The sequence below is a fragment of the Streptomyces sp. NPDC091412 genome (genome assembly GCF_044756885.1).
GTDB lineage: Bacteria > Actinomycetota > Actinomycetes > Streptomycetales > Streptomycetaceae > Streptomyces.
Genome location: NZ_JBIVTV010000028.1, coordinates 31,976 through 44,092, shown reverse-complemented (window position 1 = coordinate 44,092; position 12,117 = coordinate 31,976). Strand labels below are relative to the sequence as shown.

Below are 12,117 nucleotides of genomic sequence, written 5' to 3'. Positions count from 1 at the left end.
GGCTGTGACGGGGCGCCCTGTCACATGGGGAAGCACAGCAGGCGTACGGCTCCGTCCGGCCAGCCTGCCCGGTCGCGCAGGAGCGTGACCATGGTCCGCAGCGGCATCAGCACGGGCCCGTCGGGTTGCTCGACATGCACGTCCTGCTCCAGCGCTCGCCAGCCGAGCCGTTCGTAGAGGGGGACGAGGGGCCGTCGGCAGAAGAGAAGTCCGTGCTGCGGTCCCATCGTCCGTGCCTGGTCCAGGGCCGCCGCGACGACTTGGCGCGCCAGTCCGCGCCCCCGCACGTCCGGTGCGACGGCGACGCCGCCGACGCCTACCACCTCGGTGCTCTCACCGCCGATGGACACGGGCAACCTGAGCAGGCCCGCATGCGCCACGAGACGGCCTCCCAGCCTGACGCCGAAGTGGTGTTCCTTCGGCAGCCAGGTGAGTCCTGTGTACGCGACGCCGAAGGGATCGGAGCCGTCGCCGAGGATTTCCGTCTTCTCGGCCTCCGTGTAGTGCGTGAGCCGTACTACCGCCGGTGGCGGCGGATGGAGGTGATCAGCCATGGCGACATGATCCTGTTCATGCCGGCTCACGGCCAAGTGGGGCGTCCTCTTCAGCGTCTTCCGCTCACACCTTGCGCCAGTCCACCTTTCCCGCCACCCACCGTCCGGCCCACCATCCGGCATGTAGATTTTGTCACTACATGGTCCGATATGGGCCTTTTATGGATTCGAATGGTGACCGGACCCATGACCCGGCGGCACCGGGCTGGCGCGGCGGCGTATGCCACAGAGTGAGGGCCCTATGACGGACGTGGGAGCCAGCGGCGTCTTCGAGGGGGTGCGGGGGCATCCGAGGCGTGCCCTCGTGGCCTTGCCGTTCGTGCTGATCGCGGTGGTCTCCCTCACGGACGCGCTGACTCCGCCGTACGTGGAGCTCGGACCGCTGCTGATGGCGGCGCCCGCCGTCAGCGCCGCGTTCGCCGGCCCCCGGCTCACGGCGCTGGTCAGCGTCCTGGCCGTGGGCTCCCGGCTCGCGGTGGCCTCGCTTCAGCACACGGTGGGGGAGGCGAGCCGAAACGGGGGAATCGCCGCGCTGGCCGCCGGCGCGATCGTGGTGGTCACCTTCACGGCCGTACGCGACCGGCACAGGCGCGTGCTGAGTCAGGTACGCTCCGTGTCCGAAACCGCGCAGAAGATCCTGCTGCGGCCGCTGCCGGACCGTATCGGGCCGCTGACGGTCGCCTCGGTCTACCTCGCCGCCGAAGCCGAGGCACAGATCGGCGGTGACCTGTACGCCGCGGCGCGCACCCGCACCAGCACCCGGCTGCTCATCGGCGATGTCCGGGGCAAGGGGCTGGCGGCGGTCGGGGACGCCGCGATGCTGCTCGGGTCCTTCTACGGATTCGCCTACCGTCAGGCGTCCCTCCCCGCCCTCGCGGCCCACCTGGACAGCAGCGTCGGATGGGATCCGCACGGCGGCGCAGACAACGGCGAGGAGCGCTTCATCACGGCGGTGCTCCTCGACTTCCCCGACCACGGCGGCTGCGTCCACGTGGTCAACTGCGGGCACCCTCCGCCGCTCAAACTGCATCGCGGCACGGTGGTGCCGCTCGACCGCAGCCCGTCGGCGCCGCCGCTCGGACTCGGCGAGTTCAACGGCGGCGACTACGTCCTCGACAAGTTCCCCTTCGGGGAGGACGACCTGCTGCTGCTCTACACCGACGGCGTTGTCGAGGCCCGCGACGAATCCGGCACCTTCTACCGGCTCACCGAACGTCTCGCCACCTGGGGCGAGCGCACGCCCGACGACCTGCTCCGGCGGCTGCGCCGCGACCTCCTCGCATACGTCGGGGGCCGGCTCACCGATGACGCGGCGGCCGTCGCGGTCATGTGCACGCCGCCATACCCGCACCCGTCCGTCGCGCCGGGCGCACAACGGGGGTAGCGGGGTCACCCGGCCTCTCGACGTGTGGTCGAGGCCGCGCCTCGTTCACGCCTCAGCCGTCGCACGACGACCACCGGATCGATCACCGCGATGAGGGCGAGCGCCCCGCACACCGCGGCGACGGTGGTCAGCGGGCCGGGCCCGGGGCTCTTCCCCGGCCCCGATTCGGCCGCCCACACCGCGAAGTACGCGGTCGCCGCGGCGAAGACCGAGACGAACACGCCGGACAGAAGCAGGCGCAGTCCGAGCGGGCTCCGCGCGGTAACCGGTTCCGTGCCGGTCCGAGGGGAGCGGCGGCCGATCGTTCCGGAGTCCCTTCGGGTCGTCCGTTCCTCACGTCGACCCGGATTCGTTCCGCTCATGACGTCGTCCTCACGGTCTCGACAGCGTCGCCTGCCCGCATCCAGTGGCCCCGAGCGGTCGGAGTTTCCTGCTGCCAGGCACTGAAACGGCAGCCCCGGCCCCGGCGGCCGCCTGCCGGACGGCCCGCCACACGACTTTGCCATCCCTTTACAACCCGCTCCCGCCCTGCCTCGTCTCTCCGCTCGATCCACAACCGCCCGCCGACCGGCGGGCGCCGACGAAAGAAAGCGATCCGATGCGCCGAACCATCCTCACCGCCGCGGCAGTTGCCTGCACCGCCGTGCTGGCGGGAACCGCACCCGCCTTCGCCGACGGGGCCGCTCCCTCCCCGGTCCCCACCACGGCCGCGACCCCCTCCCCGGTCCCGACCAGGGCGGCCACCCCCGCTCCGGTCCCCGAACCGACCCGTGCCCCGGTCCATGACCAGGTCCGCGCGGTGCCGGCGGGCGCGCCCGACACCGGTGTCACCACCCCCGCCCAGGAATCCGGCTCCCGGGACAGCCTGATCGGCGGCGGCGCCGGCGTGGCGCTCGTCATGGCCGGCGGGGCCGTCCTCGTCGTCCGCCGCCGCCGGGCGACCGGGGCATGACGCCGCTCTCCAGGCGCGCGTTCGGCACCGCGGCACTGACCGCGCTGCTCGCGGGCTGCGGTGGTACCGGGAACGGCCGGTCCGCGACCGTCCACCCCACCGGCGCCCGCGGCGGCACTCCGGACACCGGAGACGCCACGCCGGTCGTCGGCTCCCCGCGCCCCCTGCGGCGTTCGGTCCCGGTCCGGCTCCGGATCCCGGCCATCGGGGTCGACACCCCGCTGCTGAGTCTCGGTCTGGAACCGGACGGCACCGTGCAGGTCCCCCCGGTCACCGCACACGACCAGGCGGGCTGGTACCGGTACTCGCCCACACCGGGCCAGGTCGGACCGTCGGTCGTCCTCGGCCATGTCACGGTCGGTTCCTACGGCGACGGAGTCTTCCGCCACCTGGACCGGCTGCGGACCGGCGAGACGATCGACGCCCGCCTGGACTTCGCCACCCCCCGCCCCCGCCAGGACACCGCCACCAGGAGGGCCCCCAGCGCACCGAGCCGCACCGCGGCGGCCGGCACCCGCGGAACGGCCGGGCCCGAACCGGTCCGCACAGTTCCGGCCGCCCCGGAACGGTCCCGGGCCGTGCCCACACCTGAGGCATCAACTCCTCGCTGACGCCTGCCCGTTCACAGGACGAGAGGCACGGAGAGAGGGTGTCCGCGGCCGTCTGTCGCGACGACCCCGGACACCCTCTCGTGGTCGGCTACCAGCCGACGGCCACCAGCAGCCACTGCGGGTTGCCGTGGGAGACGAAGGAGGACTGGCCCGCCACGTCGTCGTACGGGAAGCCGTAGGCGAGCCGGTTGATGGCGTTGTCGTGCCAGAACTGGGCGTAGTAGTTCGCGGGTGCCGCCTTGTAGTACTGGGCCGGGTCGGACTGCTGGGAGGCCGGCAGCGTGGCGACGTGCCGGTTGAGGGCGGCGCACATGTCGGGGTTGCCGGCCAGGGAGGCGGCGCAGCCGAAGATGTCGGAGGTGGCGGCGTTGACGCCGACGGACTGGGCGTACGAGGTGAAGTAGTTGGCGTTCGCGCCGCCCGCGCGGAAGCTGGGGTCGCTGCCGGGGGCGATGATCCGGTACGGGGCCTGGGTCTGGGCCAGTACCTTGAACTGGTTCGGAACGGCGTTGGTGAAGCGCTGGAAGGTGGTGGCGCGGTCCTCGGCGAACGTCTGCCGGTTCTCGCCCACCTCGACGTCGTAGCCGTCCTTGGTGTGCAGGCGCATGGCGAGCTTCAGGCCGAAGGCGTCGACGCGGGTCGTGTTGCCGTTGAAGACGTTGTTGCCGACGGTGAACTCGATGAAGTCGTAGTAGGGACCGCCCGGCGAGCCGAGGTAGAAGTACATGCGGCCCGCCGAGTTCGCCGGCATGTCCAGGTAGGGCTGCTCGGCGATGGAGTGGACCTGCCCGTTGAAGCTCCAGTACACCTGGCTGTCCGGGTACTTGCCGTTGGTACGGTTGAGGATCTTCACCTCGACGGCGTTCTTCGCGGCGGGTATGTCACTGGTGCCGCCCCAGAAGTCGTCCGGCGGGGTGGTGCCGCCGGGCCCGTAGACCTGGAACTCCCAGAGGGAGTAGCCGTACGGGGTGGCTCGCTCGGTTCCGTTCACGCGCACATAGCGGCCGCTGCCCGTGACGGCGAGGTTCTGGATGCCGCCGGTGGCGGTGGTGGTGGAGTGGACCGTGGTCCAGGTGTTCGCGTCGGTGGAGGTCTGGATCTGGAAGGACTTGGCGTACGCGGCCTCCCAGTTGAGGGTGACGCGGGTGAGCTGCTGGACGGATCCGAGGTCCACCCGGAGCCACTGCGGGTCGGAGAAGGCGGAGGACCAGCGGGTGCCGGTGTTGCCGTCGACCGCGGCCGCGGCCGGGAAGGTGTCGTTCTCGACCGAGGACGCCACGGCGGGGCGCCCCTGGGACAGCAGTTGGTCCGCGGCGTGTGCGGACGACGGGGTCAGAGCGGCGAAGCAGGCGGCGAGCAGGACGACGACCAGGCCCAGCGCCGTACGGGAACGCGCGGCGGTGGTTGCCGGTCTGCGGGTGAGTGCGCCGGAGAAGGTCTGCATACGGGTCTCCTCAAGCCGGTTCGGCGTGCGTGGGGGTGGAGCGGCAGCAGGCGTGAGAGCGCTCTCTCCGGGTTGTATCCCCACCGGCGGCCGGCGTCAACAACTGAAGCCGAAATCCCGGGAGTTGACGATGCGTGCCTTCATTACTTGATGTGAGCCGCCGCGTGCGGGCCGAGGCATCCCCCGACCCGCACGAGCGGCCGACATGATCCGGCCCGGGGCAGGAACTCCCCCGTGCCGTCAGTCCTTGATGAAGTCCGGGACCACCTTCGGCGGCCAGACACCGACTTTGAGCACGCCCATGGAGTACGCGCGGGAGACCAGCGCCGCCCGGTTCGGCACCCGGAGTTTCCGCAGCAGACAGGTCACGTGGTACTCGATGCCCTGCCGGCTCAGGTGCAGTCGTGAGGCGAGCGGGATCGTGGAGAGTCCGGAGGCTATGCCTTCGAGTATCCGGGCGTCGATCGGGCTCAGGAGCTTCTTGTTGCGTCCGCCGACGACCTCCGAGTCGGCCGATTCGTTCTGTGCGCTGGGCATCATGACCAGGATCGAGGATTCGTCCGGGAGACCGCCCCGCACCATGAGGGCCGTCAGGGGGACGGTGAACGTGGCGTCGTCCCGCCCCACCGCGATGACGTCGGTGGCGAAGCGATCACGCCGGCCCTCGATGAGACCGGTGAACTGCCGCATCAGCGGCTGCTGGACACTGGGGTGGACGAGATCGCTGAAGGTCCGGCCGCACAACTCCGCGGACGAGCCTCCGAACTGCCAGAAGAACCCCTCGCTGGCCTGCTGGATGGTCAACGCCCGGTCGAGACGTGCCATGTTGAGGCGGCCCTCGTCGAGCAACGCGGTCTGCGGCGACCGGCCGCCCTCGTGGAGGTCGCGGACTTGCCCCTTCCCCGAGACAGCGCGGGTGGACGTGAACGAACTCGTCTCACGTCGTGAGTTGGTGACCTGCGGCATAATCGCCCTTCGTACGGTGGGGGGTGTACTCCGCGCGCGGTGGACCCGATCGGTTCGGGCCACGACAGGACGGCTCGGCACGAGGGGCGCCCGGGCGCCCCTGCCTGGAGGGCGCACACCAGCGAATGTGGCGGCGGGCAGTGCCTCACGCATCTGACAACGTTGCCGGTCTGCGACCTCTCGTCGCGGTCACCGGACCGTCGGTCTGCGCAGCGGTTGGTACTCATGAGATGGGTGAACAGGTATCAGGTTCCAATGGCCTTCACGGTCAGGAAACTCGCCGGCCCCTCCAGAACTTTCCCTTCTCCTCTCTCACGGAAGAGGAAAGCCGAGAGGGACGCGGTTTCCCTGACCGTTCAATTCGCCATTTACCACTGGAACCACACCTGGAACTCTAGAGAGCCAACGGCGACCGGGTCAACGTGAACCAGCCTGATCCCGCCGATTCTGTGGAGTTGCGGGGGAAGGTTCGGTCGGTCGCCCGGACACCGCACCCAAGGTTCGGTACGGTTACGAAGCAGCAGGTCAGAGGGTATTTTGACAGAAACGGGCGAACCGAATGCCCGTTCAGCCGGGAGCGTGCACGCCGGTTTCCTGGAGAACTGCGGCCAGCTCGCGCCTGCCCGTAATGCCGAGTTTACGATAGGAGTTTGTCAGATGCTTTTCCACAGCCCGGGCACTCACTTGGAGTTCAGCTGCAATTTCCTGATTGGTGAGCCCATTGACAACTAGTGATGCCACACGGCTCTCGGTACGGGTGAGTGCCGACCGTACGACCGGGACGGAGGGCCGGCCTTCCGCGCTGACCGGCCCGGCCAGCCAGGGAACGCCGCAGGACTCCGCCAGCCCACCGGCCTCACGCAGCGCCTCCCGGGCCTCGGCACCGTCCCCCAGCACCCGCCCCAAGTCCCGTACGGCCATGAAGAGTTCCAGTTCGTTGGCGGAGTCGCGGAGTGTCGCCACGGCCTCCCGCAGCAGATCGACCCGGTCGTCCGCCCCGTCGGCGCGGGCGCGCAGCCGCAGTGCCCGGCCGATGGCCACCGGCGCTCCCCACTCCCTCGCCCGCGCGCACTCCTCCGCCGCCAGCGTCCGGGCCAGGTGATGGTCGCCGAGCTGCTGGGAGAGGGAGATCGCCCAAGGGCGCCAGGGGAACAGAACGGGATTGCGCCACCCCGCGCACTCCAGCTGCCGACCGCATTCCATGGCCGTCTCCAGAGCCGTGTCGGCCTCGCCCGCCTGGGCCTGTTCCGCCATCCGCAGCAGGCTCAGCAGTGCGGCCGGTATCGGCGCGAGGGACCGGCCGGCCGCCTCGGCCACGATGCGTGAACCCAGTTGCACATCACGCGCCGACAGGGCCAGCGCGCCCAGCACACCGTAGACGAAGCAACGGCTCTCCTCCCCGATCGTGCCCGCCAGTTCGGCGATTCGTTCCGCCTGCTCCCGGGCCTGGGGCAGCCGGCCGCGCGCGATGTGGAACAGCGCGCGCCGCGCATGCCCCATGGCGTCGCCCCCGCCGTCGTCCCCGTACCCGCTCCGCGCCGCGGCGTTCAGCCAGGACTCGGCCGTCTGCAGGGCGTCGGCTCCCACCAGGGAGAACATCACCAACTGCATCACCGAGCCGCCGCCGGTGGCGGTCGCCGGTTCCCAGTCGAGGATGCCGAGGGCCTGCCGTACGATCTCCGACGCGTCTCCGTCGGCACTGAGCGTCGCCGCGTGCAGCAGCACGGCCAGCAGTTCCCGGCCGCCGCGCGAGCGGACCGTGGGCTCCAGGACGCGCAGCCTGGCGACGGCGTCGGCGAGTTGGGCGTAGTCGTCGAGACCCGTGTACCGCAGCCTGGCTTCCAGGGACAGCGCCTCTTCGCCACCGGGGTCGTCGCGCCTGTACGGGTCCACGAGGTCCTCGGCGGCGCGCCTGAGCAGGGCGGCCCCCGACGGGGTCACGGGGCTGGTCACACAGGGCGAGAGACGCAGCACCGCGGCAGCGCGGTCACGGGCCGTGGGGAGCAGGGGCAGCGCCTGCGCGATGTGGGATTCGGCGGCCGGCGGATCGAAGGACAGCTCGACGGCCGCGAGTTCGACCAGCAGTTGGGCCCTCGTCCGGTCCTGCTCGACCGCTTCCAGCAGAGCCCGCCGCAGATACCGGGCCGCCAGTTCCGGACTCCCTTTGCCCCGCGCGGTGTCCGCCGCGCTGCGCAGCACCGGAACGGCCCAGGGGTACCGGGGCGTCGGAATCGCCATCAGCTGGGCGGCGACCTGCTCCGCCGGGAGCCCGGCGTCGTACAGGACCCCGGCGGCGGACTCCTGCCAGCGCTGCCGTTCGGCGGCGCTCATCGAGCATTCGACGGCCTCCCGTACGGACGGGTGAGCGAAGCACGCCTCGTCCTCCCCTGCTGTCAGCCCGAGTTGGTGCAGGACGCGCAGCGCCGTCGTGAAGCCGACGTCGTCGAGGCCCGCGAGGCGGCCGAGGAGTGCGGGCTCCTCGAGCCCGGCCAGCGTGGCGATCGCGGCCGCCGCGTCCCGGACCGGTTGCGGCTGGAGCAGCAGGCAGTTCATTAAGCGGTCGCGGAGTTGCGCGGGACGCCTCGCCTGCACGAGCCCCGTGCTCGCGGCGCTGGGCGGGCAGCCCGTGAGGGCGGCTTCGGACAGCACGGACAGAAGGAACAGCGGACGCCCCTGGGACATGTCGTGGCAGGCATGGACGAAGTCATCGTCGGCGGGTTCCCCCAGGCGCGCGCGCACGAGTTCCCCGGTGGCGGCCGGAGACAGGGGCACGGGACGCAGAATCCGGGCCGAGGCGCCCACCACCTCGTGCACCAGGGGGTCGCGTGAGCCCGGATCGCCGTCCCGCAGGGTGCACACGAGCAGCAGCCGCAACCCGTCCAGCCGCGGGGCGAGATGGGCGAGCCAGCGCAGCGACCACGAGTCCGCCCACTGAAGGTCGTCGATGAGGATCAGCAGGGGCGCCGTGGCGCTCAACTTGGCCAGCAGCGAGCGCAGATCGCGCAGAACCGTTCCATCCAAGGCGTCGGGGTCGGGCACCACGTCGTCGCCGAGCACCCGTCGGGCGGCCCCCGCGTCGGCGAGCAGCCGTTCCCGGCCCGGCCCGGGTGCCGTGGTGAGCAGGCTGTCGAACAGCTGACGCACCACACCGCAGGCGAGGCCTTGTTCCGTCGGCGCGGCGTTGGCCCGCAGCACGTGCACCGCGCCCTCGTCGGCGCAGCGGGGCAGTTCGTTCAGCAGTGCCGAACGACCGATGCCCAGGGGGCCGGCCAGCACCATGTGGGAGGAGCGTCCCTCGGCGGCGGCGCGCAGCGCCTGTCGCACCGCGGCCAGCTCGGCACCTCTTTCGAGCAGCATCGCGTTCAGTGTCCTTCCATCGCGCGGACCAGTTCCCGCAGTTCCTGGCGCCCGTTGATGCGCAGCTTGCGGTAGACGCGGGCGAGCCGGAGTTCGACCGCACGGCTCGAGATCTCCAGCAGCGCGGCGATGTCCCGGTTGCTGCGCCCGCGGCCGGCGAGGAGCGCGGACTGCCGCTCGGCCTCCGAGAGGTCGCCCCAGCCCGGAACCGACACCGTGCCGGTGGCCGCTCCGGCCAGCGCACGGGCCCTGACCGCCATGGGGGCGGACGGATGGGCGGCGGTCAGCGCGCACAGTTCGGCGAGCGACAGGGCGGCCATCCGCCGGTCGCCGCCGCTCTCCGTCATCTCCAGGGCCGTGTACTCCGCCAGGACCCGGGCGTACTCGGGACCGGTCGGCGCCGAGCGCACCGCTCCCATGGCCGAGCGGATGCCCGCCAGGCGGTCCTCCCGCCCGGCCACCAGCACCCCGGTCAGCTTGGCCCAGGCGAGGGTGCTGCCCGCGCCCCAGCGCCGGGCGAGCGCCAGTTCCTGTTCACTCAGTCGCCGGGCCTCGGCCGACTCACCCAGGGTGTGACAGGTCAGTGCCGTCAGCGAACGCCACGGCACCAGCGCGGGATTGAGGTGATGACGGCTCAGCAGCCGGCGGCCGCACTCCCGGAACTGGTCGCGCGCCTCCACGGGGTTGCCGCCGCGCAGCGCGACCACTCCCCGCGCGAACAGCAGGCGGGGCCAGTGCTCGCTGTCCTCCGCGGCGGGCGGCAGGGGCATGGCGGCACGCTCACGTGCCGCGTCCCCGCGGCCGCTCTCCACGTCCACGACGATGCGGATGCCGTACAGATGGGGCAGGAGGGCGGCCGATCTGCCGAGCAGGCGCGCCCCTCGCTCGGCGGCCTCCAGGTCCCGCTCCGCCTGGGCGTGCCGGCCTCTGCGTACGTTGAGTTCGCCGCGCAGGGCGAGGATCTGGGGGGCGGCGAGCCGGAGCCGGCTGCCGTCGAGTGCGCCGAGCAGCCGGTTCAGGCCTGACTCCGCGTCGTCCAGCGCGTCCGTGAGGCACAGGGCCTTGCACGCCGCCAGGGCGGGCTGGACGAGCGGCCCGTCCGGCCGTTGCTCCTCGGTGAGGGCGGCCTGGGCCAGGCTCCTGACCTCGTGCAGGCTCTCGCCGTACAGCGCGAGTTGCCAGGCGCGCACTGCGGCCTGCGCGCGTGTGGCCGGGCGCTGCGGCAGGGGTGGCACCGTGGGCACGGACGGTACGCCGTTTCCCTGGCCGGTCGGGTCGGCTGCCCAGAGAAGCGCGAGCAGATCGTCCCGTTCGGCGCCGGCCGCGACCGTCAGCGCGTCCGCGAGCGACCGGCGCACCACCTCGGTACCGCCCCCGGTGAGGCCGAGATCGGCGGCGTGCAGGCGCACGGCGGCGGGGTTCTCGGGCGTACGGATCAGCCGCTCGATCCGCAGGTCCCCGGCCTCGGGCTCGGTGACCAGGTGAACGGCGGCCAGTTCGAGGCCGAGGCGGGCGCGCTCGGCGGGATCCCTTTCCTCCTCCGCCGCCCGCGCGAGGAGTACGGCGGCGCGGTCGTGCTCGCCCTCCCGCACGGCGTGGTCCGCGTCGCGGCGCAGTGTGTGGATCGCCCAGGCGGCCCCGGTCGGGCGCGCGGCGAGCAGCAGGTCGGCCACGGCCCGGTCCTCGGCCCCGGCGCGGTGGGCGAGTTCGGCGGCCCGAACATGCAGATCGGTCCGGTCGTCGGCCGTCATGTCCTCCAACACGCGGACCCGCAAAGCCGGTTCGACCGTGAGACGGCCGTTGGGCAGGGCACGGATGCCGGCCGTCCGGGCGAGGGCCGCCCGCAGCCGGTGTTCGTTGAGGGAGCCCGCGCGAGCGAGCGTGCGGACGAGGGGGAAGTCGAGCAGGTGCCCGCAGACCGCCAGCACCCGCACCACCTCGCCCGCTTCGGCGCCGAGTCCCCGTACGGCGCTCATCAGGTGGTCGCCGAGCACGGCGGTGCCGGCCCCCCGGAGGGCCGGCACCCGGGCCGCGGCCGGCCGGTGTCCGAGCGCGGCGAACCGCTGCAGCAGGTCGTGCAGCACCGCGGGATGCCCGCCGCTGATCCGGCCGGCCTCGGCCGTGAACGCCTCGTCCGCGGGTCCGCAGACCCGGGCCACCTCGGCGGCGACCTCGTCCGGGGGCAGCGGTGCCAGGGTCAGGTGATGGGCGACCGGGCCGGGTGCCGAGCCGAGTTCGCCCGGCCAGCCGGGGTCGGCCGCCGCCGCGTCGTCACCGCCGCACACCACCGCGAGCGGTGCCCCGGCGGATCTGCGCAGCAGCGCCTGGAGCCAGTGCAGCGACTCCCGGTCGAGCCAGTGCGCGTCCTCGACGGCCAGGACGGTCGGACGCTCGCGCGCCGCGCGCAGCAGCCCGGCCAGCCCCGGAAAGGGCTCGCGCCGCGTCGGCCCCGGTGATGTCGCCCGTGTGCCGATCGGTGGGGCGTCGAGCGGTTCGAGCAGCTGCGTGACCACTCCGTACGGCAGTTCGGACTCCGACAGCGCCGCTCGGGCGCGCAGCACCCGGTGGCCCGACCCGCGGGCCCGGTCGGCGGCCCGGCGCACCAGAGCGGACTGGCCCAGCCCGCTTCTGCCCGACAGCGTGACGAGCACCGGTCCCGAGGTGTCGAGCCCGTCGACGACCGCTGCCACCACGGCCCGCTCCCGTGCCCGGACGCGGGACGGCGGGTCCTCGGCGGCCGCCGCCGACCGCGCCTGATACTGCGGCTGGTGAGAGGGGGTTGACCCCGTCATCCGTCACTCACCCTGTCTTCCTGCCCCCGTTCGTGTTGTGCGGCGTGTGAGTCCCCG

Annotated in this window: 9 protein-coding genes; 3 read left to right on the top strand and 6 right to left on the bottom strand. The window is 72.3% G+C overall.

Features of this window, described 5'->3' with window-relative positions; genetic code table 11:
- Positions 1-20: 20 nt before the first annotated feature.
- Positions 21-554, bottom strand: a complete 534-nt coding sequence (locus ACIQMV_RS36175; RefSeq protein WP_402597333.1) for a GNAT family N-acetyltransferase — start codon at positions 552-554, stop codon at positions 21-23.
- A 241-nt stretch (positions 555-795) separates the two neighbouring features.
- On the opposite strand from ACIQMV_RS36175, the gene ACIQMV_RS36170 reads away from it, so the two are divergent.
- On the top strand, positions 796-1,938 hold the full coding sequence (locus ACIQMV_RS36170) for a PP2C family protein-serine/threonine phosphatase (protein WP_402597332.1): 1,143 nt from the start codon (positions 796-798) through the stop codon (positions 1,936-1,938).
- A gap of 5 nt (positions 1,939-1,943) precedes the next feature.
- Here the strand turns inward: ACIQMV_RS36170 and ACIQMV_RS36165 are convergent, their stop codons facing one another.
- Positions 1,944-2,300, bottom strand: coding sequence for a DUF6343 family protein (locus ACIQMV_RS36165; protein ID WP_402597331.1), 357 nt, complete (start codon positions 2,298-2,300; stop codon positions 1,944-1,946).
- Between the two features lie 236 nt (positions 2,301-2,536).
- Between ACIQMV_RS36165 and ACIQMV_RS36160 the strand changes: the two genes are divergently transcribed.
- Both ACIQMV_RS36160 and ACIQMV_RS36155 read left to right on the top strand, forming a co-directional pair.
- Positions 2,537-2,890, top strand: coding sequence for a sortase-dependent protein (locus tag ACIQMV_RS36160; RefSeq protein ID WP_402597330.1), 354 nt, complete (start codon positions 2,537-2,539; stop codon positions 2,888-2,890).
- The gene (locus tag ACIQMV_RS36155) at positions 2,887-3,501 is read left to right on the top strand and encodes a sortase domain-bontaining protein (RefSeq protein WP_402597329.1); all 615 of its coding nucleotides are present in this window, start codon (positions 2,887-2,889) and stop codon (positions 3,499-3,501) included. The genes ACIQMV_RS36160 and ACIQMV_RS36155 overlap by 4 nt, the downstream gene beginning before the upstream one ends.
- An 88-nt stretch (positions 3,502-3,589) precedes the next feature.
- Here the strand turns inward: ACIQMV_RS36155 and ACIQMV_RS36150 are convergent, their stop codons facing one another.
- The 4 genes from ACIQMV_RS36150 to ACIQMV_RS36135 all read right to left on the bottom strand — a co-directional run bounded on the left by ACIQMV_RS36150 (position 3,590) and on the right by ACIQMV_RS36135 (position 12,060).
- Complete coding sequence (locus ACIQMV_RS36150) at positions 3,590-4,945, bottom strand: beta-1,3-glucanase family protein (RefSeq protein WP_402597328.1); 1,356 nt, start codon at positions 4,943-4,945, stop codon at positions 3,590-3,592.
- 240 nt (positions 4,946-5,185) lie between these two features.
- Positions 5,186-5,911 carry a LuxR C-terminal-related transcriptional regulator gene (locus ACIQMV_RS36145; RefSeq protein WP_402597327.1) on the bottom strand — a complete coding sequence of 242 codons (726 nt, stop codon included), beginning with the start codon at positions 5,909-5,911 and terminating at the stop codon, positions 5,186-5,188.
- 567 nt (positions 5,912-6,478) lie between these two features.
- Positions 6,479-9,268 (bottom strand): ATP-binding protein, encoded by a 2,790-nt coding sequence (locus tag ACIQMV_RS36140; protein ID WP_402597326.1) that lies wholly within the window; start codon positions 9,266-9,268, stop codon positions 6,479-6,481.
- Positions 9,269-9,273: 5 nt separating this feature from the next.
- Entirely contained in the window at positions 9,274-12,060 is a 2,787-nt protein-coding gene (locus ACIQMV_RS36135) for an AAA family ATPase (RefSeq protein ID WP_402597325.1), read from the bottom strand.
- Positions 12,061-12,117 lie beyond the last annotated feature (57 nt).